The 22,172-nt window shown below is 64.6% G+C and carries 23 protein-coding genes; 8 read left to right on the forward strand and 15 right to left on the reverse strand.

What is annotated here, in order from left to right:
- Positions 1-92: 92 nt before the first annotated feature.
- Genes AAG821_RS05445 through AAG821_RS05455 form a run of 3 tightly spaced genes read left to right on the forward strand, consistent with a single transcriptional unit; the run spans position 93 to position 4,280 of the window.
- On the forward strand, positions 93-2,177 hold the full coding sequence (locus AAG821_RS05445) for a 3-hydroxyacyl-CoA dehydrogenase NAD-binding domain-containing protein (RefSeq protein ID WP_341911525.1): 2,085 nt from the start codon (positions 93-95) through the stop codon (positions 2,175-2,177).
- 38 nt (positions 2,178-2,215) lie between these two features.
- On the forward strand, positions 2,216-3,826 hold the full coding sequence (locus tag AAG821_RS05450) for a peptide chain release factor 3 (protein WP_341911526.1): 1,611 nt from the start codon (positions 2,216-2,218) through the stop codon (positions 3,824-3,826).
- Complete coding sequence (locus AAG821_RS05455; RefSeq protein WP_341911528.1) at positions 3,804-4,280, forward strand: hypothetical protein; 477 nt, start codon at positions 3,804-3,806, stop codon at positions 4,278-4,280. The genes AAG821_RS05450 and AAG821_RS05455 overlap by 23 nt, the downstream gene beginning before the upstream one ends.
- Before the next feature lie 9 nt (positions 4,281-4,289).
- Here AAG821_RS05455 and AAG821_RS05460 read toward each other — a convergent pair whose 3' ends face one another.
- From AAG821_RS05460 to AAG821_RS05500, 9 genes are all read right to left on the reverse strand, one after another.
- On the reverse strand, positions 4,290-4,736 hold the full coding sequence (locus AAG821_RS05460) for a hypothetical protein (RefSeq protein ID WP_341911530.1): 447 nt from the start codon (positions 4,734-4,736) through the stop codon (positions 4,290-4,292).
- Positions 4,733-5,497 (reverse strand): aldo/keto reductase, encoded by a 765-nt coding sequence (locus AAG821_RS05465; protein WP_341911532.1) that lies wholly within the window; start codon positions 5,495-5,497, stop codon positions 4,733-4,735. The genes AAG821_RS05460 and AAG821_RS05465 overlap by 4 nt, the downstream gene beginning before the upstream one ends.
- On the reverse strand, positions 5,488-6,648 hold the full coding sequence (locus AAG821_RS05470; RefSeq protein WP_341911534.1) for an FAD-dependent oxidoreductase: 1,161 nt from the start codon (positions 6,646-6,648) through the stop codon (positions 5,488-5,490). The genes AAG821_RS05465 and AAG821_RS05470 overlap by 10 nt, the downstream gene beginning before the upstream one ends.
- A gap of 4 nt (positions 6,649-6,652) precedes the next feature.
- Positions 6,653-8,107: a bifunctional D-glycero-beta-D-manno-heptose-7-phosphate kinase/D-glycero-beta-D-manno-heptose 1-phosphate adenylyltransferase HldE gene (hldE, locus tag AAG821_RS05475; protein WP_341911535.1), complete on the reverse strand. Its 1,455-nt coding sequence runs from the start codon at positions 8,105-8,107 to the stop codon at positions 6,653-6,655.
- A gap of 61 nt (positions 8,108-8,168) precedes the next feature.
- Entirely contained in the window at positions 8,169-8,900 is a 732-nt protein-coding gene (locus AAG821_RS05480) for a metallophosphoesterase family protein (protein ID WP_341911537.1), read from the reverse strand.
- 19 nt (positions 8,901-8,919) lie between these two features.
- On the reverse strand, positions 8,920-9,447 hold the full coding sequence (locus tag AAG821_RS05485) for an ActR/PrrA/RegA family redox response regulator transcription factor (protein WP_341911540.1): 528 nt from the start codon (positions 9,445-9,447) through the stop codon (positions 8,920-8,922).
- Between the two features lie 55 nt (positions 9,448-9,502).
- Positions 9,503-10,813 carry an ActS/PrrB/RegB family redox-sensitive histidine kinase gene (locus AAG821_RS05490; protein ID WP_341911542.1) on the reverse strand — a complete coding sequence of 437 codons (1,311 nt, stop codon included), beginning with the start codon at positions 10,811-10,813 and terminating at the stop codon, positions 9,503-9,505.
- Positions 10,813-12,288 carry a glucose-6-phosphate dehydrogenase gene (gene zwf / locus AAG821_RS05495; protein WP_341911544.1) on the reverse strand — a complete coding sequence of 492 codons (1,476 nt, stop codon included), beginning with the start codon at positions 12,286-12,288 and terminating at the stop codon, positions 10,813-10,815. Before zwf ends, AAG821_RS05490 begins: the two co-directional genes overlap by 1 nt.
- Before the next feature lie 51 nt (positions 12,289-12,339).
- A complete protein-coding gene (locus tag AAG821_RS05500; RefSeq protein WP_341911546.1) occupies positions 12,340-13,248 on the reverse strand; it encodes a phytanoyl-CoA dioxygenase family protein in 909 nt (302 codons plus the stop codon).
- A 153-nt stretch (positions 13,249-13,401) separates the two neighbouring features.
- Here AAG821_RS05500 and AAG821_RS05505 point away from each other — a divergent pair, with 153 nt between their 5' ends.
- Positions 13,402-13,941: a GcrA family cell cycle regulator gene (locus AAG821_RS05505; protein WP_341911547.1), complete on the forward strand. Its 540-nt coding sequence runs from the start codon at positions 13,402-13,404 to the stop codon at positions 13,939-13,941.
- A gap of 80 nt (positions 13,942-14,021) precedes the next feature.
- Here the strand turns inward: AAG821_RS05505 and AAG821_RS05510 are convergent, their stop codons facing one another.
- Positions 14,022-14,486, reverse strand: a complete 465-nt coding sequence (locus AAG821_RS05510; RefSeq protein WP_341911549.1) for a VOC family protein — start codon at positions 14,484-14,486, stop codon at positions 14,022-14,024.
- Between the two features lie 139 nt (positions 14,487-14,625).
- Here AAG821_RS05510 and AAG821_RS05515 point away from each other — a divergent pair, with 139 nt between their 5' ends.
- From AAG821_RS05515 to AAG821_RS05525, 3 genes are read left to right on the forward strand one after another with little or no spacing between them, the layout of a single operon-like run.
- Positions 14,626-15,411, forward strand: a complete 786-nt coding sequence (locus AAG821_RS05515; protein WP_341911551.1) for an SDR family oxidoreductase — start codon at positions 14,626-14,628, stop codon at positions 15,409-15,411.
- A gap of 16 nt (positions 15,412-15,427) precedes the next feature.
- Positions 15,428-16,231 (forward strand): DUF899 domain-containing protein, encoded by an 804-nt coding sequence (locus tag AAG821_RS05520; protein WP_341911553.1) that lies wholly within the window; start codon positions 15,428-15,430, stop codon positions 16,229-16,231.
- A gap of 39 nt (positions 16,232-16,270) precedes the next feature.
- Entirely contained in the window at positions 16,271-16,633 is a 363-nt protein-coding gene (locus AAG821_RS05525) for a DUF1428 domain-containing protein (protein WP_341911555.1), read from the forward strand.
- Here the strand turns inward: AAG821_RS05525 and AAG821_RS05530 are convergent.
- From AAG821_RS05530 to AAG821_RS05545, 4 genes are read right to left on the reverse strand one after another with little or no spacing between them, the layout of a single operon-like run.
- The gene (locus AAG821_RS05530; protein ID WP_341911557.1) at positions 16,630-17,430 is read right to left on the reverse strand and encodes a phosphodiesterase; all 801 of its coding nucleotides are present in this window, start codon (positions 17,428-17,430) and stop codon (positions 16,630-16,632) included. The two genes, AAG821_RS05525 and AAG821_RS05530, sit on opposite strands and share 4 nt — an antisense overlap.
- A 34-nt stretch (positions 17,431-17,464) precedes the next feature.
- On the reverse strand, positions 17,465-18,322 hold the full coding sequence (locus AAG821_RS05535) for a phytanoyl-CoA dioxygenase family protein (RefSeq protein WP_341911559.1): 858 nt from the start codon (positions 18,320-18,322) through the stop codon (positions 17,465-17,467).
- Positions 18,323-18,339: 17 nt separating this feature from the next.
- Positions 18,340-19,470: an acyl-CoA dehydrogenase family protein gene (locus AAG821_RS05540; RefSeq protein WP_341911561.1), complete on the reverse strand. Its 1,131-nt coding sequence runs from the start codon at positions 19,468-19,470 to the stop codon at positions 18,340-18,342.
- A gap of 34 nt (positions 19,471-19,504) precedes the next feature.
- Positions 19,505-20,695 carry an acyl-CoA dehydrogenase family protein gene (locus tag AAG821_RS05545; protein WP_341911563.1) on the reverse strand — a complete coding sequence of 397 codons (1,191 nt, stop codon included), beginning with the start codon at positions 20,693-20,695 and terminating at the stop codon, positions 19,505-19,507.
- A 130-nt stretch (positions 20,696-20,825) separates the two neighbouring features.
- Between AAG821_RS05545 and AAG821_RS05550 the strand changes: the two genes are divergently transcribed.
- Complete coding sequence (locus tag AAG821_RS05550) at positions 20,826-21,248, forward strand: PaaI family thioesterase (protein WP_341911564.1); 423 nt, start codon at positions 20,826-20,828, stop codon at positions 21,246-21,248.
- On the opposite strand, the gene AAG821_RS05555 is transcribed toward AAG821_RS05550, so the two are convergent.
- A complete protein-coding gene (locus AAG821_RS05555; protein WP_341911566.1) occupies positions 21,249-22,097 on the reverse strand; it encodes a crotonase/enoyl-CoA hydratase family protein in 849 nt (282 codons plus the stop codon).
- Between the last annotated feature and the right edge of the window lie 75 nt (positions 22,098-22,172).

Raw genomic sequence — 22,172 nt, forward strand, 5'->3', positions numbered from 1 at the left:
GCTGACGTAGCGGCAGGCCAAGGCTTTTGCCCGGGCTGAATGCCTCGGCTATAACCGATTGTCCGACAATCGAGAAGACACCGGAGAGAAACGTGACCGAACCCGTTGCCTATGCCGTCCGGGACGGCATTGCCATCCTCACCATCGAGAATCCCCCCGTCAACGCGCTGAGCCAGGGCGTGCGGGCCGGCATCATTGCCGGGCTGGACAAGGCCGATGCCGATGCCGGCGTCAGCGCCGCGGTGATCATCGGCGGCGGCCGCACTTTCATTGCCGGCGCCGATATCAAGGAATTCGGCAAAACCCCGCTGCAGCCCTATCTGCCCGATGTGCTCAAGCGCATCGAGGCCATGAAGAAGCCAGTGGTGGCTGCCCTGCATGGCACGGCACTGGGCGGTGGTTTCGAGGTAGCGCTGACCTGCCACTGGCGCGTGGCGCTGGAAAGCGGCCAGGTCGGCCTGCCGGAAGTGAAGCTAGGCCTGCTGCCCGGTTCCGGCGGCACCCAGCGCCTGCCGCGCCTGATTGGCCCGAAACTGGCACTCGACATGATCGTCTCGGGCAATCCGATCCCGGCAAAGAAGGCCGCCGAGCTTGGCGCGATTGACGAAATCGTGACCGGCGATCTGCTGGAGGGCGGGCTCGCCTATGCCAAACGGGTGGTGGCCGAGCAGCGCCCGCTGCGGCTGGTGCGCGACATGAACGACAAGGTCAGCAATGTCGACCCTGCCGTGTTCAGCGACTACCGCAAGAGCATCGAGCGCAAGGCCAAGGGCTTCCTGGGCCCGTGGCGCTGCATTGATGCGGTGGAAGCCGCCACGAAACTGCCAATCGACGAGGGCCTGCTGAAGGAGCGGGAATATTTCTTTGAATGCATGGGCAGCCCGCAGCGCGCGGCACAGATCCATGCGTTCTTCGCCGAACGTGAAGCCGCCAAGATTCCCGATCTGCCGGAGGCTGTGCAGGCCAAGCCGATCAAGTCGGCCGCCGTGCTGGGTGCGGGCACCATGGGCGGCGGGATCGCGATGAACTTCGCCAATGCCGGCATTCCGGTGAAGCTGCTGGACGTGTCGCAGGAAGCGCTGAGCCGTGGCCTGGGCGTGATCGAGAAGAACTATGCCACGTCCGTGGCGCGCGGCAGCATGACCCAGGCGGCAATGGACCGCGCGATGAAGCTGATCACCGGCACCCAGCGCTTCGAGGATATCGGCGACGCCGATATCGTGGTGGAAGCGGTGTTCGAGGAGATGGGCGTCAAGAAAGAGGTGTTCGGCAAGCTCGACAAGGTGATGAAACAGGGCGCCATCCTCGCCACCAACACCTCGACCCTGGATATCGACGAGATCGCAGCCAGCACCAAGCGGCCGCAGGATGTGATCGGCACGCATTTCTTCAGCCCGGCGAATGTGATGAAGCTGCTGGAAAACGTGCGTGGCGCGAAATCCTCGCCCGAGACCATCGCCACCGTGATGGCGCTGGGCAAGACGCTGAAGAAGGTGGCGGTGCTGGCCGGCAACTGCGACGGCTTCATCGGCAACCGCATGTTGCATGGTTATCTGCGCGAGGCCAACTTCCTGCTGGAGGAAGGCTGCATGCCTGAGCAGATCGACCGCGCGCTGGAAGACTTCGGCCTCGCCATGGGTCCGTTCAGGATGAGTGATCTTGCCGGCCTGGATGTCGGCTGGCGCATCCGCAAGGGCAAGGCGCATCTGCGCCCCAAGGACGAGCGCTATTCCAAGGTGGCCGACCAGCTCTGCGAACTGGGCCGCTTCGGCCAGAAGACCGGCGCCGGTTTCTACAAGTACGAGGGCCGCGATGCGGTGCCCGATCCGGTGGTCAAGGACATCATCCTGGCCGCATCCAGGGAGCAAGGCATTGAACGGCGGGCGATTTCCGACGAGGAAATCGTCCAGCGCTGCATGTATCCGCTGGTCAACGAAGGCGCCAAGATCCTGGAGGAAGGCATCGCCATCCGGTCCGGCGATATCGACATCACCTACCTTTTCGGTTATGGCTTCCCCGTTTATCGGGGCGGGCCGATGTTCTGGGCCGAGCAGATCGGCCTCGACAAGGTGCTCGCCACGATCCGCGGCTTCCACAAGATCCACGGCAAGTTCTGGGAACCGGCCAAGCTGCTGGTCGAACGGGCCGAGGCCGGCCAGGGGTGGAGCGGCCGCTGAGGGCCTGAACTCCTTTTCAGAGGGTGCGTTAGAGTACGATGTCCGAACCCGCTGCCGTTTCCATTCCGGGCGCCGCTGATCCCATCGGCGCCCGGCGCACCTTTGCCATCATCGCGCATCCCGACGCGGGCAAGACGACCCTGACCGAAAAGCTGCTGCTGTTCGGCGGCGCCATCCATCTGGCCGGCGCCGTGAAGGCGCGTGGCGAGAACCGCCGCGCACGCTCGGACTTCCTGAAGATCGAACAGCAGCGCGGCATCTCGGTCTCCACCTCGGTGATGAATTTCGAATACCAGGGCTGGACCTTCAACCTGCTGGACACGCCGGGCCATGAAGACTTCAGCGAGGATACCTACCGCACGCTGACGGCGGTGGACTCTGCCGTCATGGTGCTGGATGCCGCCAAGGGTATCGAAACCCAGACGCGCAAGCTGTTCGAGGTCTGCCGCCTGCGCGACGTGCCGATCGCCACTTTCGTCAACAAGATCGACCGTGAGTCGCAGGACCCGTTTGCGCTGCTGGACGAGGTCGCCTCCACACTGGCGCTGGAATGCGTGCCGGCGAACTGGCCGATCGGCATGGGCCATGATTTCCGCGGCTGCTACGACTTGTTCGGCAAGCGGCTGCTGCTTGTTGGCAAGGAAAACAAGAATCTCGAACCCGAAGTCATCATCCTCGACAGCCTGGACGATCCGCGCGTGGCCGAGTATGTGCCCGAAGCGCAGCGCGCCAAGCTGCTGGAAGACATCGCGCTGATCGAGGGCGCCTGCCCGCCCTTCGATCCCGAGGCCTATCGCCAGGGCCATATGACGCCGGTGTATTTCGGTTCGGCACTGAAGAATTTCGGCGTCGACGAGTTGCTGAAGGGCCTGGGCGAATTCGCCCCCTCGCCGCGCCCGCAGCCGACCGACAAGCGCATCATCGCGCCAACCGAAAAGGCCGTCACCGGTTTCGTGTTCAAGGTCCAGGCCAACATGGACAAGAACCATCGCGACCGTATCGCTTTCCTGCGACTCTGCTCGGGTCATTTCAAGCGTGGCATGAAGCTGAAGCAGGTCAGCACCGGCAAGCCGATCACGGTAAGCAACCCGACGCTGTTCTTTGCCCGCGACCGCTCGCTGGCCGACGAGGCCTGGCCGGGCGACATCATCGGCATCCCCAATCATGGCGTGCTGCGGGTCGGCGATACGCTGACCGAAAGCGAAGACCTGCGCTTCACCGGCATCCCCAATTTCGCGCCGGAAATCCTGCGCCGGGTTCGCTTGAGCGATCCGATGAAGGCCAAGCATCTGCAGCGCGCGCTGGAAGATCTGGCCGAAGAGGGCGTTACCCAGGTGTTCCGTCCGCGGATCGGCGCCGACTGGATCGTCGGCCTGGTCGGGCCGCTGCAGCTGGATGTGCTCGCCGCCCGATTGGGCGAGGAATACAACCTTGAGGTCGGGTTCGAGCAGGCGCCCTACGAAACCGCCCGCTGGGTCGATGCCGAGGACAAGCGCGACCTCGAGCTGTTCGTCGAGCAGAATCGCGGCACCATCGCCGACGACCGCGAGGGCAGCCCGGTCTTCATGGCTCGCAACGCATGGGAACTCTCCTATATCGAGAAGAAATGGGATAAGATTCGGTTCCATGCCACGCGGGAACGCCATTAACCATATCGAGCGCCGCCGTCTGCTGATCCTGCTGGCGGCAAGCCTGCTGCTGCCTGTGGCGGCCTATGCGCAGGACAAAGAGAAGAAAAAGAAAAGCGACACCCCGGTCGAGAAGCCGCCGATCAACAGTCCGGTCCTGGTGGTCGATGCGGTGACCGCACCGATCGCCGGCCCGCCGGGTTCCAAGGTCATCATGACCCTGAATATCGACTGCGGCTCGGTGGAGAATGCCCGCAAGGTCGATGACCTGATGCCGCGCGTCTATAACGCCGTGATCATCGAGCTGAACCGCGAACCGCTGGGAAAAGACGGCCGGCTGTTTGACCAGGATATCGAGCAGCTGAAGCGCCGCCTAGTCTATCAGATCAATCGCCAGCTGCAGGGACCGCAGGTGGTGGGCGTTTATGTGCGCTCGCTGCAGGAAGTGCCGCTGCGGCCGCCGCCGCGCTCTTAGGCACCGCGCTTAATCGTCGCGGCCGAACAGGATCGACTTGGCGCGGATATCGTCGATGCTGCCCATCAGGTCTTCGATCTTGGCTTCCAGCAGATCGGCCGCCTGGCGCGCCAGGCTGAGCTCCTCTTCCACCGCCTGCAGCATGGCCTGACGCGCGGCGCCGATGATGGCGCCGTTGGGATGGGCCGGGAAGCTGACGCATTTCGACACAAAGCGCCGCACCGCCGAGGCCGAGGGCAATGTGCCGAGCACAAGCCTGGCCGGCAGCGCGATCACCAGCCAGCCGGTTTCCACGGCAACAGCGGCGAAATCGCCATGCCGGAAGCCCGCCCGCGCCGGCGTGCCAGGTTCGGCGCCGGGCAGTTCGATCTGGGCGGCGTCCCAGCCAAAGGCGAGGAATTCCCCTTCGGCAGCGGCGGCCATATCCTGCGGTGACGGCTGGTCTGTATCGCTCACGCTCGGCTCCCCACGGCTGCAGCATTGGCGCGCAAATTCGCCGGCGACAGCGTGCCCACCACGATACTGCAAACGCCGGGCAAAGTCGCGGCTGCCTTCAGCGCGGTGGCCGGGTCGGCGGCATGGCCGCTGGCCAGCGCCTTTTTCACCAGCACGCCCTTGCCCTGCCCCGCCGCTGCCGCGATCAACGGCACCTCGGCGGTATAGCCCGGATTGTAGGTCGCCATCAGCACATCGACGTAAGGCAGCATCCGGTTCCCGCCGGCGACGGTCTTGCCGGAAAAACCGCCGGCGCGGATCAGGCCCCTGGCCTTCAGCCCGGCCAGCATCTCGGCCGCCGGCAGGAAGCGGTCACCGGCTTCGTCGATGCCATCGGAATGCAGCAGCACGGCGTCGAGGTAATCCGTGCGCAGCAGCCGCAGGCTGTTTTCCACCGAGGCACGGATGGCCTGGGCCGAGAAATCGAAGCGCGAGGCACCCTGCTCGAAATATTCGCCAGCCTTGCTGACAATCACCCAGTCGCTGCGCGGGCCCGGCAGCAACTGGCCCAGCCGCTGCTCGCTCAGGCCATAGGCCGGCGCGGTGTCGACCAGAGTGATGCCAAGGTCGCGCGCGGTTTCCAGCAAAGTGATCACAGCCGCATCATCGGGCAGGTCGAAACCCTGCGGATATTTCACGCCTTCATTGCGGCCGAGCTTCACGGTGCCAAGCCCGAGCAGGCTGACCTGGATGCCGGTCGTGCCAAGCGCTCTCATTTCCATGCCGCAACCTCCCAGGGCGCCGGCGCAATCGGCGGTGCGGACCAGTCCGCGAAGACCGGCTGCACACGGCCCGATGCCGGCGGCAGGGCGGCCAGCACCAGATCGGCAAGCTGCGGCGCCAGCGCCAGTTTGGTCGGCCAGGCCAGCATGATATTGCCGACCCGCTTGAGCACCGGACCTTCCGGCTTGCGGCCGTCTTCAGTGGCGCCCTCGGCGCGATCGACGCGGCAACCGGCGAAGCGGCTGCGCGAGAAATCGAGCTGCGGCAGCAGGGTGGTGAACTCCTGACGCGCGGTGGCGATCAGCGCGGCCTCGCTCTGGGTCACGCCGTTTTCAGCCAGCAAACCGCCGACATACCAGACCAGCGTGCCATCGTTTTTTTTATGCGTGGTGATAGTGACGCGCGGCTTGTCGCTGGTGTCGAAGCAATGGGCCCAGAGCGGGCCCGGGGCACTCTCGATCAGCAGCATCTGCAACGGCCGGCGCTGGGCCACCTGCGGGGCCAGGCCAAGCTGCGGCAGCAGCACCTCGTTGCCGGCGCCTGCAGTGGAGACCAGTGTGCCGGCGGTGAGAGAACGGCCAGCGACCTGCAGCAGCACATGATCATCCTGCTGTTCGACTGCTGCCTGCCCGGCCTTGATACAGCCTTCGCCCAGTGCCGCCAGCGCGCCCAGCAACGAAGGCACATCGAGCACACATTCATCCAGCGCATAGACGGCGCCGACATGATCGGCATCCTGCAGCACGCCCGGCCACTGGTTCTGCGGCAGCGCATCGACGCGGCCGCGCACCAGCTTGCTGCCGAAGAATCCGGCGATGCGGCTGGTCAGCGTGCGGCGCGCCCAGAACAGGTGCCGCGCGGCGGCCAGTTTGGCCGCGCGCAGGTCGATCTCGCCGCGCCCATCCAGGCAGGTACGCCAGCGTGCCGGCATATCGGCCAGCGCGGCGCTGTCGGCATTCAGCCTGAGGTCGATGGCGTATTTCAGGCCGCCATGGATAATGCCCTGCGAGGCGAGGGTCTGCCCGGCGCCGAGCGCCTGACTTTCCAGCAGCAGAGCGCTGTAACCAGCGCGTTTCAGGCGCGCCAACAGCCAGAGGCCGGCAATGCCGCCGCCGAGGATCGCGACGTCGACATCAGGCTGGCTGGTCATCGCCTCAGCTTTGCAGCTTCTTGATGGTTGCCGTGGTGCTCTGGCCGGCGACATGGCGCGAGACCTTCACCTCGCCACCATAAGCCCGCACCACATCGGCACCCACCACCTGATCCACCGAATAGTCGCCACCCTTGACCAGCAGGTCGGGCTTCAACAGGCCGAGCAGCGGGATCGGCGTATCGTCGGCAAACACGATCACCATATCCACCAGGGTCAGCGCCGCCAGAACCTGGGCGCGATGGCGTTCATCCTGCACCGGGCGGCTGTCGCCCTTGAGCTTCTTGACCGAGGCATCGGAATTGATCGCAACGATCAGGCGGTCGCATTGCGCGCGCACTTCCGACAGCAGCGCCAGGTGGCCGGGATGCAGCAGGTCGAACACGCCATTGGTGAAACCGACGCGCTCGCCGTGGCTGCGCCACAGGGCAACGCGCTCGACCGCCTGCTGCGGCGTGGCGATCTTGATCTCGATGCCATGCGGATCAGGCATATGCAGGGCCAGACGCAGTTCGGCTGGATGCACCACGGCAGTACCGATCTTGGCGACGACAATGCCGGCAGCGGCATTGGCGAGCCGCGCCGCCTGCGGCAGCGAACGGCCGACGGCCAGGGCGGCGGCAATCGTTGCCACCACGGTATCGCCGGCGCCGGAAACATCGAAGACTTCGCGCGCCTCAGCCTGCAAATGCAGCGGCGCTTCCTGCCCCTGCACCAGCGTCATGCCGGCGGAGCCGCGCGTCACCAGCACATTGGCGATCCCGGCTTCGGCCACCAGCTTGCGGGCGGCGGCAACGGCGCTGGCATCGTCGGCGCAGCTTTCGCCGGTGGCCAAGGCGGCCTCGGCACGATTGGGCGTCACCAGCGTGGCGCCCTTGTAGCGGCGGTAATCGCTGCCCTTGGGATCGACCAGCACCGGCTTGCCGGCCTTGGTGGCGGCCTTGATCAGCTTGGCGATCACGCGGTCGCCGACGGCGCCCTTGGCATAATCCGACAGCACCAGCACGGCATTGTCGGCCAGCGCCTCAAGCGCGGCCTTGATCAGGGCATCAACAGCATCGTCAGAGGGCTTTCCGCGGCTTTCGCGATCGACGCGCAGCAACTGCTGCCGGCTGCCGATGAAACGGGTCTTCTCGATGGTGTGCCAGGTCTCGTCGACCACCAGCTGCGCCTCAATGCCGGGCTCCAGCGCCAGCGCCTCATTCAACTGGTCGGCCGCCACGTCATCACCAACCAGGCCGAACAGGGCAACCTTGGCGCCCAGTGCGGCCAGATTGCGCGCCACGTTGCCGGCGCCACCGGGCATGGCGATTTCGCGCTCGATCTGCATCACCGGAATCGGCGCTTCCGGGGAGATGCGCTCGACGCCGCCATAGACGAAGCGGTCGAGCATCACATCGCCCACCACCAGGACGCGGGCAGCAGCGAAATCGGCAGGATCGGTGGCGAAATCGGACATGGCTTTCGATACACCGGCGAGGGCCCAAATGCCAGCCCTGCCCTGTTGCTCCCCCGGCGTTTCAGGTGTGCAGCAGGCGCCGCTCGGCCCCGTCCAGCACCAGGGCGGTCAGCCGGCCCGTGGTATAGGCCCCGGTATCGACGCCGATGCGATTGGGCCGCCACTCCACCTCATGGACGATGGTATGGCCATGCACGACGATCATGCCGTGATCGCTTTCCGAATCGAGGAAGGCGCCACGAATCCAGATCATATGTTCGCGGCTCTGGCGGTCCAGCGGCAGGCCCGGCTTGATACCGGCATGCACGAACAGATAGTCGCCATACTGCACCTGCACCGGCAGGCCGAGCAGGAACTGCTTGTGATGGCGCGGCAGCACGCCCAGCAGGGTGCGCTGGGTCAGCAGGAACTCATCGAAGGAACCGGGAATCTTGACCTTGTAGCTGCGCAGCGTGGCATCGCCGCCATTGGCCAGCCACAGCGCCGCACCATAGGGCGCCTCGAGAAATTCCAGCAGCATCGCCTCGTGGTTGCCCAAGAGCGTGACGGTCTCAACGCCGGGAAAGCGCGGGCGAGTCAGCCGCTCGATCACCGCATGGGAGTCCGGCCCGCGGTCGATATAGTCACCCAGATAGACGATGACGGTTTTTTCCGGAGCGCCATATTCCGAAGCAGGGGCAAGATCGGCTTCGATCAGGCCGTGCAGCTGGTCGAGCAGATCGACCCGGCCATGGATATCGCCAATGGCATAAACGCGAAGCCCCGGCGGCAGCCTGGCCTCCTCGATCAGCATGGCCCGGTCAGCATGACGCTTACTGCGGCGAACGCTTGGCGAGGATGCGCTGCAGGGTGCGGCGATGCATCTTCAATCGGCGGGCCGTCTCCGACACATTGCGGTCGCAGAGTTCGAAGACGCGCTGGATGTGTTCCCAGCGCACGCGCTCGGCCGACATCGGTTCATCTGGCGGCGCCGGATGCGCGGCATTGCCAACGCGCAGCGCGCGATCGACATCGTCGGCATCGGCCGGCTTGGGCAGATAGTCAGCCGCACCGGCCTTCACAGCGGCAACCGCAGTGGCGATGTTGCCATAGCCGGTTAGCATCACCACGCGCGCATCCTGGCGCACCTGGCGGATCGCGGTGACAACATCCAGACCGTTTCCATCGCCCAGTTTGAGGTCGACGACCGCATAGGCCGGCGGCTTGGCCCGCGCCATCTGGATGCCCATCGCGACCGATTCAGCGGTCTGCACCACGTAACCACGCTTTTCCATCGCACGCGCCAGACGCAGGCGCAGCGGTTCATCGTCATCGACGATCAGCAGAGACATATCGGTCATGGCGGCAGAATGTACCGCAGCGGGGGCACTGCGCAACCCCCGCACGGTTTCCGGCCTATTTTGCTGTCAGATCGCGCGGCCAGCTGACCGCCACCTGGGTGCCGCTGGCACCCGGGCGGTTGGCAAAGGCGACCGATGCTCCGCTGCGGCGCAGCAGGTTCATGGCGATGAAGACACCCAGGCCCATGCCGCCACTGTCGGGCCGGCTGGTCACATAGGGCTCGCCCAAGGCCGAGAGAATATCCACGTTCAGGCCGGGGCCATCGTCGAGAATACGCAGACGGATGGTTTTGTCGTCCCAGTCCACCTCGATATCGACGCTGGCGCGGGCGAACTCCATGGCATTCTGCAGCAGGTTGCCCAGTCCATGCAGGATTTCGGGCCGGCGCGGCAAAACCGGTGGCGTGCCGGTGCCGATCAGCCGCACGGCAAAGGCAATGCCTTCGCGGCGCCAGGGCTGCGCCACCATCTCCAGCATGTTGGCTATACCGAGATCGGAGAAGGCTTCCTGGTCCGAGGTGGCAGAGGGACGCCGCGACAGACGCGCCAGAATGTCGCGGCAGCGTTCGACCTGGCTTTGGAGCAACGCGATGTCTTCCGCCAGCGGATTGTCGGCCGGCAGTTCACGTCCGATTTCCTTCACCACGACAGCGATGGTGCCCAGCGGCGAGCCCAGCTCATGGGCCGCCGCCGCGGCCAGGCCACCCAGTGCGGAAACCTGCTGCTCCCGTGCCAGCGCCATCTGCGTGGCCGCCAGCGCATCCGACATGCGCCGGGCTTCTTCCGCCACCTGCCAGGCATAGGCCGCGATGAACAGCGTGCCCAGCACCAGTGCGATCAGATTGCCCCATTGCAGCAGCGGTGGCTGCAGCACTTCGGCATGATCGCCCCAGGGCAGCGGCAGGTGGTAGATCGTCATCAGCGTGGTGAGCACGAAAGCCAGCAGACCCAGCACCACCGTCGAGCGCAGGGTGAGAATGGTGGCCGAGACCGTGACCGGCACCAGCACCAGCACGGTGAAGGGATTGTCGATGCCGCCGGTGAGGAACAGCAGGATGCAGAGCTGAATCTGGTCGAAGGCGAGATAACCCGCCGCCCCCTTCTCGCTCAGTCGCTTGGCGGTGGGGTAGACAATGAAGAGAACAATGTTGAGCAGTGCCGAAATGCCGACCACCGCCAGCGCCGGCAGCAGTGGCAGCTTGAAATTCAGGCCGAAATGCACGAACAGGATGGCCAGCAGCTGGCCGATGATGGCGATCCAGCGCAGCAGCACCAGGGTCTGCAGGCGCACGCGGCCGGCCGGATCGTCGGCCGCGCTCAGATGCGGACCGAGACGGTCGCGCAGACGATCCAGCAGGGCGGCCATTACCGCATGTCTTCGTGCCAGGTGCGGCCATCGCGTTCGATCAGGCCAATTGCCGCCGATGGCCCCCAGCTGCCGGCCGTATAGGGCTTGGGCCGATCGCTTTGCGACTGCCAGCCGGCCAGGATCGGTTCGATCCAGCGCCAAGCCGCATCGACCTCGTCGCTACGCATGAACAGCATCGGGTTGCCGCGCACCACATCCATCAGCAGGCGCTCATAGGCATCGGGCTGCCGGCCCTGGAAGGTTTCGGCAAAACTGAGGTTGAGTGGCGCGGTGCGCAACCGCATGCCGCCGGGTCCCGGCACCTTGCTCATCATATGCAGCGAGATGCCCTCGTCGGGCTGCAGGCGGATGACCAGGCGGTTCGGCACCACGTCGCGCGCCGCCGCCGGGAAAATCAGATGCGGCACCGGGCGGAACTGCACGACGATCTCCGAGCGCCGCACCGGCAGCCGCTTGCCGGTGCGCAGGTAAAACGGCACACCGGCCCAGCGCCAGGTTTCGACCTCGGCCTTGACCACGACAAAGGTTTCCGTGGCACTGTCGTCGCGTTCGATTTCCTCGCCATAGCCGGGCACGGCGCCGCCATCGACAGCACCGGCCGCATATTGGCCGCGCACGGTCTTTTCACCGATGGTGCCATCGGTGAGCGGGCGCAGGGCTTCCAGCACTTTCAGCTTTTCATCGCGCACCGCATCGGCGGCAAAAGCATTCGGCGGCTCCATCGCCACCAGGCAGAGCAGCTGCAGCAGATGATTCTGCACCATGTCGCGCAAGGCACCCGCATGGTCGTAATAGCCGGCACGGCCCTCGACGCCGATCTTCTCGGCCACCGTCACCTGCACATGGTCGATCACACCGCGATGCCAGACCGGTTCGAACAGCGCATTGGCAAAGCGCAGCGCCATCAGGTTCTGCACGGTTTCCTTGCCGAGATAATGATCGATGCGGAAGACGCGATCCTCGGAGAAGGCTGCCGCCACCGCACCGTTGACCGCGCGGGCCGAGGCGAGATCGTGGCCGATCGGTTTTTCCAGCACGACGCGGGCCTGCGGCCGGTTCAGGCCGGCGGCCGCCAGCTGGGTGCAGATCGGGCCGAAGAAACGCGGCGCCACGGCGAGATAGAACACCAGCACGCGCTCCGTGCCACCATTCAGGGCCTTGGCCAGCGCGGCATAGTCGGCAGGGGTTTCCGCATCGAGGCTGAGATAGCGGAAGCGGGAAACGAAACGTTCGACAGCGGCCTCGCTGAAATCCTTCGCATCGAGATGGCGATCCAGTGCGGCGCGCGCGAGGGTGCGGAATTCCTCGTCCGGCATCTCGCCACGGGCGACGGCATACAGCCGGACATCGTCATTGAGCTGGCCGGCCACATCGCGGTGGTACAGCGCCGGCACCAGCTTGCGCAGCGACAGGTCGCCGGTGGCGCCGAAAATGACGAGATCGAAGGAAAAGCTGCCGCTGGGATGTGTCATGGGGTGAGCGTGACAAACTCGGCCCGGGCGATCAACCACTGATGCCCCGCATCACTCAACGAAATGCGGTTCTGGCTTTTCGTGCAGGGCTTCGTAATGCACCAGAACCGGTTCGACACCGAGCCGTTGCGGCTGGCCGGCCCGAAAAGCCCATTCACCGCGATCACAGTTCTGGGCTGTGACATAGCCGTTGATATAGAGGCGACGGTCATCAGTTGTACTGTTGATCCCGGATCCATGCACCAGGAAGGGCGACCACAGCGCCAGATCGCCGGGCGCGAGTTCCAGGTCGATGGCCTCGGCCGGGTCGAGGCCAACCGCCTGCAGGGCTGCATCCTGCATCGTCTGCTGCAGGATCGGACCATCGCCGCCGAGATCGAGGTTGCCGAGCAGATGACTGCCCGGAATCACCTTCATGGCGCCGCTGGCCCTTGTATGCGCGTCGATGGCGATGCCGGTCTGCACATAAGAGCCGGCCAGATCGCGGAAGGCCTCGGCCGGGCGGCGGAAGCGGCTGTCCTGGTGATAGGCAAATTCCACTTTCGCCGCGCCGGGCGGCTTCCAGTGCATCTGGTTGATGATCTGCTTGAGGTTGTCGCCGATCAGGGGTTTCAGCACGGCTACGAAACGGGGATCGAGCCGCACGCGGTCCAGCAGAGCATCGCGCCAGGACGGCCACTGCACCATGCGCAGGATGCGGCCCAGATGCGGGTCATCGCCCAGCCGGAACAGCAGATTGCCATGGCGGAAGCTGCGGCCCAGCGCCAGGCCGGTAGCCTGCAGGCGGTCGAAGGCCCCGGCCATGGCGGCCACCTCGGCCGGGGAAAACAGTCCCCGGATGATCGCATAGCCATCCCGCGCATAGGCCTGGCACAGCAGGTCGGGCGCGGGTAACCGCGCTTCCCAGCCATGGTCAGGCTGCGTTGGGACGGCTGAAACAGCGGCAGAAGACGCGGACATCTGTGGATAACTCCGATTCGGCCTCGCAGACCTAAGGGCTTAGCATGGCTGATTCCAGAGATTCTTGTGGATAATGGAAGAGTCCGATTGACCGGGCCCCGATTTTGGCGCCTTTACTCCATTTAGCGGCTAAAGCCAATATGGGGGCTAGATATGGTGTGGACTGACGAGAAAGTGAAACTCCTGGTGCAATACTGGGAATCCGGCCAGTCGATCACGCAGATCGGCAAGCAGCTTGGCATGACCCGCAATGCGGTGGTCGGCAAGGCGCACCGGATCGGCCTGGCCAAGCGGGCCTCGCCGATCATGCGGAGCGAAAAACCGGCCCAGCCGCGCCCGGCGACCAGCCATGGCGGTGGCAGCTCCAGCGGTGGGGGCGGACATACGGCTGCAGCGCCCGCCCCTGCCCGAGCCCCCGTGCAGGTGCGCGAAGACGCAGCCACCCCGGCCACAGGCCATCATCATCACACCTCGCAGGCCCAGCTGACGGCCGCCATGCTGGCGGCCCTGACGCCCTCGACCGGCCCGCGTTGCAAATGGCCGATTGGCGACCCCAAGAGCGCTGAATTCGATTTCTGCAGCCAGGTTGCGCTGCCGGGCAAACCCTACTGCGCCCAGCATTGCGCGGCGGCTTACACGAACTGGAACCCGGAGAGCGCCGTCGAGGCGGTCAAGGCGATCAACGCCGCCTGAATGTTTCGATAGGTCCGGTTTCCGCAAAAAGCCCGGCAGGTTTTCCTGCCGGGCTTTTTCGTTTCAGGCTGTCGCTGCGCTCAGGACGCGGCTTTCATCTGCGCGGCGTCCACGCAGTTGATCATCCAGGGCGTGCCGAACTGGTCGGTGACCGTGCCGAATGCCGCGGCCCAGAAGGTCTGCTGCAACGGGCTGGTGACCGTGCCGCCCTTGGACAGTGCAGCAAAGATCCGTTCGGCCTCGGGCACGCTGGTAACATTCAGCGTCACCGACATGCCCTGCATCTTCTCGAACATGCCGGGCGGCGAGTCAGAGGCCATCAGCGATACATTCCCGAGCTGCATGCAGGCATGCATGATCAGGTTTTCGACGCCGGCCGGCATCTCCGGCATGCAGCCGCCCTCTGGCGGTGCATGGCCTTCCGGCATCGGCGGCGCGTCACCGTACTTCATCATCGCCTCGATCTTGCCGCCGAGATGCGTCTCGTAATAGCGGAACGCAGCCTCGCATGTACCGTTGAACATCAGATAGGGATTTACTTGCACGCTGTGCTCCTCCTCGGGATGAAATCCAGGCCAGACCGCTGGCGGTGAATTCAGCTTGATCGCAATGGCGATAAGCCGTATATAACCCTTTAGGTATATAACCGTCAAGGAATTTACAAAGCAAGACGGGAGAAGCCGGGTGCTCAGGGACAGAACGGCGGTGATTTACGGTGGCGGCGCCATTGGTGGTGCGGTGGCCCGGGCCTTCGCCCGACAGGGCGCACAGATTTTTCTCGCCGGCCGCAACCCGGCAAAGCTGACAGCCGTGGTCACTGATATCCATCGTACCGGCGGCACGGCGGAAGCCGCAGAGGTGGATGCCTTGGACGAAACCGCCGTGACCGCTCATGCGAATGATGTAGCCGCGCGCACGGGCGGCATCGACATCACGATGAACGCTGTCGGGGTCGCGCATGTGCAGGGCGTGCCGCTCGCCGAACTGAAACTGGAGGACTATTTCCTTCCGGTCTCGGTCTATACCCGCACCAACTTCATCACCGCCAAGGCAACCGCACGCCACATGCGGCGCGGCGGCGCAATGTTTCTGCTTGCCACCCCTGCGGCGCAGATGCCTGGTCCCGGCTTCATGGGGCATAACTCCGCCTGCGCCGCCATCGAGGGTATGACACGGCATCTGGCCGGCGAACTGGGCAGCAGCGGCATCCGCGTGCTGTGCCTGAAAAGCCACGCGATTCCCGAGGCTGCGAAAGCCGGCTCACACAGCGCCGGGGTCTTCGCTGCGGTGGCAGCAGGCATGGGCACCGATGTCGACAGCATGCTGAGCGGCGCGGCGCAGTCCACGCTGCTGGGTTGCCTGCCGACGCTGGAGCAGATCGCCGAGACCGCCGCCTTCCTCGCCTCTGACCGCGCTGGCGCCATCACCGGTGCCATCGTCAACCTGACCTGCGGCATGCAGGTCGACTGATCTGAAGGAGCATCCGATGACCGCCCAGCCAGACATCGTATCGCGCAGCACATGGCTTGCCGCCCGCCGCGCCCTGCTGCTGAAGGAAAAGGCGCTGACCCGACAGCGCGACGCCCTGGCCGCCGAACGCCGCCGCCTGCCGATGGTCGCCATCGACAAGGACTACAGCTTCGAGACGCCGGAGGGCCGCAGAAGCCTGCTCGCGCTGTTCGAAGACCGGCACCAGCTGGTGGTCTATCACTTCATGTTCGATCCCGACGATCCGCCGCCGGGCCGGACCCATCCCTACAGCGAAGGCTGCCCCGGCTGTTCGCATGTGGCCGACAACATGCCGCATCTGGCGCATCTGCATGCGCGCGATACCTCGCTGGTGCTGGTGTCACGCGCCCCGCTGGCCAAGATCATGCCGTTCAAGCGGCGCATGGGCTGGACCCTGCCCTGGGTGTCGTCCCATGGCAGCGACTTCAACTACGATTTCGACGTCACCATCGACCCCGCCGTCGCGCCGCCGCACTACAACTACCAGGATGCCGCGACGCTGCAGGCCAAAGGGCGGCTGGAGCATGTGCAGGGCGAACTGCCGGGCCTCAGCGTGTTCCTGCGCGACGGCGAGAAGATTTATCACAGCTATTCCACCTTCGGCCGCGGCCTGGATGGGCTGCTCAACACCTATAATATCCTCGACCTGACACCCTATGGCCGTCAGGAAGAGTGGGAGGACTCGCCAGCCGGCTGGCCCAAGAGCAAGGACTTCTGGCTGCGCCATCATGACAAATACGACGGGGCGCCGCATGCTGCGGCAAGCTGTTGCCAGGATTAACCAGAGAGAAAAATCAATCAGAGAGAAGGAAAGACTGCGATGAGTTATGTGGATGGCTTCCTGCTGCCGGTGCCGAAGAAGAACCTCGCCGCCTACAAGAAAATGGCGGCCAAGGCCGGCAAGATCTGGCGTGAACATGGTGCGCTGGATTATCGCGAATGTGTCGCCGATGACATGAAGACCGCTTTCGGGATGCCTTACCCGAAACTGATGAAGCTGAAGAAAGGCGAGGTGCCGGTATTCTCCTGGATCATGTTCAAGTCGCGCAAGCATCGCGACACCGTGAATGCCAAGGTGATGAAAGATCCGCGTATCCAGGCGATGTGCCCGGACCCCAAGGACATGCCCTTCGATGTGAAGCGCATGTGCTATGGCGGGTTCAAGACGCTGGTGAGCGCCTAAGCGAACGGATAGGGCCCCGGGAACTGGCCGATCGGGCAGAGATGCGTGATCAGGCCGGTCCCGGCCAGCCAGTGATGCAGCAGGAAGGCCGGCGGCTCGATATACGACGCCGGTTTCGCATCGGGCTGCAGCTGCAGTGCAATCGTGGTGGTGGTGCTGGGCGCGGTGCACAGGCTGGTGCCGCCGAAACGCAGCTGCATGAAGCGATGCACATGCCCGCAGGTGATGCGCTCGACCTGGCTGTGGCGGCGCAGCACTGCGGCCAGCCCCTCGCCGCCCTCGCACCAGTAGGGATCCATATAGGGAATGCCGGTGGCAAACGGCGGCTGGTGCAGCATCAGCAGGGTCGGCTGCTCCGGCGCGGCTGAGAGGGCGGCGTCCAGCCAAGCCAGCGCAGCCGCATCGACCAGGCCATGGTGCTTGCCAGGAATGGTGACATCGAGCGCGACAATCCGCACCGGGCCACGATCATCGACCACATAATGCAGCGGACCGTCGGCGCGCGGCAGATAGGGCTGGTCGGCAAAGGCCGCACGGAAGGCCGCGCGCTCGTCGTGATTGCCGGGGATCACCAGATAGGGAAGCTGAAGCTCGGCCAGCAGAGCGCGGGCCATGGCATATTCGGCCGGATCGCCATGATCGACGATATCGCCGGTCAGCAGCACCAGCTCGGGACGCGGATCGAGGCCGTTCAGATGCTGCACGGCGGCAGCGAACATCGCGTTGGAATCGACAACGTCCTGATAGAGCTGGCCCTGCGGCCGGATATGGGGATCGGAAATCTGCGCGATCAGCATGCCCGGCCAGTATAGCCGGGCCAAGTGGCCAAAGTCAGTCTTCCAGCAGCCGCTTGGGGTGCAGGCCGTTCACAAAGCCCATGAAGGGCGGATGGATGCTGTAGCCCAGCATGCGGCGCACATGCTCGCTGCATTGCTTCACCCGCTCGCGCGAGACCGACAGGCTGAAATTCTCCTGCTGGCGGCACCAGGGCGCACAATACTGGGCGGTGACGCAGAGCCGGCTTCGGTTGCTGACATTGGCGCCGCCGCCATGCCAAAGCGTACCGATGAAAAACAGCACAGAACCGCTGGGCATCACTGCCGGTACCGCGCGGGCGGCATCTTCCGCCGTCGGCATGCGGCCGTCCCATTTGTGGCTGCCGGGAATCAGCACCGTGGCGCCATTCTCGGCGGTGAAGTCGTCAATCGCCATGATGGTGGCGGCACCCAATGCCGCACGCGGCCGCGGCACCGGATAGAAGGCATCGTCGTGATGCAGCGGCTGCGCCGCCTCACCGGGCAGGATGTCGATGGCCTGCAGTTGCGACAGCAGGTAGTTCGGCTCGAAGATGCGATCCAGCAGCGCCAGGATCACCGGGTGCTCAACCAGCGGATTGCAGGCCAGCGTCTTCTCGATCACGGCATACAGCCGCTTGGTGCCGAATCCCTCGAAACTGTTGCGGCCGAGATGGTCGTGGTAATGCGGCGCCAGCGTGGCACGCATGGCTGCGGCCTCCTCCGCCGAGAACAGGTTCTCCAGGATCACATAGCCGTCGCGCTCGATCTCTGCCATCAGGGCATCGACCAGGGCTGGATCGACCCGGTCCTGGCTGCCGGCGGTAGAGCGGTATTTGCGGGCAAGCTCGGCACGGAAATACTGGCTGACATCCTTGACGACCATCTTTTCCATGCCGGGCCTCCGCCTCTCTAGTCGCTGAGCGCGGCAAACCGCCGCTGATGGTGATCGGCATTGCCGAAGGTGGTGTCGATCATCATCAGGCGCTTCATGTAATGACCGACATTCAGCTCATCCGTCATGCCCATGCCGCCATGCACCTGCACCGCCTGCTGGCCGACGAAGCGCCCCGAACGGCCGATCTGCACCTTGGCCGCCGCCGCCGCCTTGGCGCGCTCCTTCGGCTCGGCTGACGCCTTGAGGCTGGCGAGCAGCGCCAGCGAGCGCGCCTGCTCCACCTGCATCATCATGTCGACCAGGCGATGCTGGATCACCTGGAACTCACCGATGGCACGACCGAACTGCTTGCGCGTCTTGGCATAGGCCAGCGTGGTTTCATGCAGGGCCGCCATGGCGCCCACGGCTTCAGAGGCCATAAAAGCAATCGCCTGATCCACCACGGTCTCCACCGCCGGCAGTGCATGGGCCGGATCGCCCAGAACGGCCAGCACCGGTGCATCGTTGAACTGGATGTCGCTGGCGCGGCGGTTGTCCACCGTGCGGTAGTCCTGCCGCACCACACCGGCACCGGCAGCATCGACCACGAAAAGACCAAGGCCTGTCTCGTCGGTGTCGTTGCCCGCCGAGCGCGCCAGCACGATCAGCCGGTCGGCGCTGGCCGCATCCCAGACCACGATCTTCTTGCCGCTCAGCGTCCAGCCGCCGGCGCCGTTTTTCGTCGCCTTAGTGCGGGTTTCGTTCAGGGCAAAACGCGATCCATGCTCGGCATGGGCGAAGGCCCATTTCGCCTTGCCTTCGGCAATCGCCGGCAGCCATTCGGCCTGCTGCTTGGCATCGCCGGCAGCCTGGATCAGCCCGCCGCCCAGGATCACGGTGGAGAAATACGGTTCAGCCACCATGTGGCGGCCAAAGCGCTCGGCCAGCAGCATGGTATCGACCGCAGAACCGCCCAGCCCGCCGGCCTCTTCGGGCAGCGAGATACCCAGCCAGCCCAGTTCGGCCATGGTCTTCCAGTTTTCCTGCGCATAGCCGAGGTCGGTCTTCACCAGCTTGCGCCAGCGATCGAAATCATACTTGTCCTGCAGCCAGCTTTCGACGCTGTCGGCCAGCAGGGTCTGTTCCTCAGACAATTGGAAATCCATCTCTCGCTCTTTCCTGTCTTGCGTGTCGCAGTGTTCAGAGGCCCAGCACCATCTTGGCGATGATGTTGCGCTGAATTTCATTCGAGCCGCCATAGATCGTGGTGGCGCGGTAATACAGATACGATTCCATGCGACCCTGGGCATAGTCAGGGCCGACCGGCGGCTGGTTGGAGCCATCGGGGCGATGCTCGTAGGGCGCGGCGTAATAGCCCAGCGCCTCGCAGGCCAGTTCGGTCAGGTTCTGCTGGATTTCCGAACCACGGATTTTCAGCATGCTGGCTTCCGGTCCCACACCCTTGCCGGCATTCTCGGCCGCCAGCATGCGCAGGTTGGTGTATTCCAGCGCCAGCAGGTCGATTTCGATGGCCGCCACCTTGGCGCGGAAGTCGGGATCCTGCAGCAGCGGCCGGCCGCAGGACTGTTCGGCACGGGCGATCTGCTTCAGGCGCTTGAGACGCTGCTTGGAGGTGGCGACCTCGGCGATGCCGGTGCGTTCGTTGCCAAGCAGGAATTTGGCATAGGTCCAGCCCTTGCCCTCTTGCCCTATGAGATTGGCCTTGGGGACGCGGACATTGTCGAGGAACACCTCGTTGACGCTGTGGCCCTCGTCGATCGAGATGATCGGCCGCACCTGGATGCCGGGATCGGTCATGTCGATCAGCAGGAAGGAAATGCCCTCCTGCGGCTTGGCGGCCGGATCCGTGCGCACCAGGCAGAACATCATGTTCGCGTGCTGCGCCTGGGTGGTCCAGATCTTGTGGCCGTTGACCAGGTAATGATCGCCGTCACTCTCGGCCCGCGTCCGCAGCGAGGCGAGATCGGAGCCGGAGCCGGGCTCGGAATAACCCTGGCACCACCAGTCTTCCATGCTGACAATGCGCGGCAGGTATTTCGCCTTCTGCGCGTCGGTGCCGAAGGTGTAGATCACCGGGCCCACCATGCTGATGCCGAAGGGCACCAGCGGCGGCGCATCGGCGGTGGCGCATTCCTCATCGAAGATATAGCGCTGCACCGGGCTCCAGCCCGGACCGCCATACTGTTTCGGCCAGTTCGGCGCACCCCAGCCGCGCGCATGCAAAATCTTGTGCCAGGCGACGAAGTCGGCCTTGTCGAGATGGATACGCTGCCGCGTTTTCTCGGCCAGTGCCGGCGGCAGGTTGCCGCGGATGAATGCGCGTACCTCGTCGCGGAAGGCGCGTTCCTCGGCCGTGAATTCGAGATCCATGGCGTTTCTCCCTGTAACTGCGGGAAGGTTAAGTCTCCCGGCTGCGACAGGCAAGCGCGTGACGCTGCGGAAGGCCTTGCATTGGGGCGATTCAGTTGCTCAATTCGATCTGTAACCTAAGGACAATCTGATGACTTTCGACCCAATGTCAGCCGGCTGGAAGCAACGTTCCGGCCAGGGCCCCTTCACCCAGCAGGTCGGCCCGATCTGGGTCAGGCGCGAAGCCGAAGGCCCGGCCGGTTCTGCCTATGGCCTGCTGGCGGAAGAGCGCCATACCAATTCGCGCGGCGTGGTGCATGGCGGCATGCTGATGACGCTGGCCGACCATGTGCTGGGCTGGATGGTCTGGGATGCCGTGGAGCGGGCCGCCTGCGCCACCGTTTCGCTGAACAACCAGTTCATCGCCGCCGTGAAGCCGGGCGATTTCCTGGAGATGCGCGGCCGCATCGTGCGCCAGACCCGCAGCCTGATCTTCATCCATGGCACCGCCACTGTGGGCGACAAGCCGGTGCTGACCTCGGAAGGCATCTGGAAGGTGCTGGGTGTCAGCTAGTCAGCGACGTCTCTGCACCAGCTTCTTGGCCGGCAGCAGATCCGGGAATTTCGCCGGGCGCTTTTCCTGGTTGGCCTGCATGGCTTCCATCAGGTCGCCGGTCAGGAACATGCCGGCCTGCCAGACCTGCATGTAATTCAGCGCATCAGCCACACTGTGGTCGCGGGTGTAGTTCAGCATTTCCTTGGTGCCATGGATGGCCAGCGGCGATTTCGACGCAACCGTGCGGGCAACATCCTGCGCGAAAGCCAGCATGTCGTCCTGGCTGTCGAACACCTGGTTGACCAGACCGGCACGAAAGGCCTCAGCGGCCGGCATGCGGCGGCCGGTATAGGCCAGTTCACGCACCAGTCCTTCGGGCATCAGATGCGGAAGGCGCTGCAGCGTGCCGACATCGGCGGTCATGCCGATGTTGATTTCCTGGATGCAGAACCAGGCATCCGCCGTACAGTAACGCATGTCGCAGGCCGAGATCAGGTCGACGCCGCCACCGACACAGCCGCCCTGAATCGCCACCAGCACCGGCACGCGGCAGCGGTCGATGACAGCGAAGCTTTCCTGCATCTCGGCCACGGCGCGGCGCATCTGTTCGCCGGCGCGGCCGCGGTCGCCGCCCATCATGTCACCGGCAATATTGGCAAAGGCCGAAAGATCGAGGCCGCCGGTGAAATGCTTGCCGGTGGAGGAGATCACCACGGCGCGAATCTCGGGGCGGTCCTCGATCTCGGCAAAGACATCGGCCATCTCCTGCCAGAACGGCAGGATCATCGCATTCGCCTTGTCCGGGCGATTGAATACGATCTGCGCCACATGATCGGCGATGCTGAAATCGAAGGTCTTGTAGGTCATGGCTTCCTCCACACGTCACCCTGACGCTACGTCAAGGCTGGCGACCGGCGGTCTGCGCCGCTAGAGTCGCGAAAA

The organism is Ferrovibrio terrae, assembly GCF_943372915.1.
Lineage (GTDB): Bacteria > Pseudomonadota > Alphaproteobacteria > Ferrovibrionales > Ferrovibrionaceae > Ferrovibrio > Ferrovibrio terrae_A.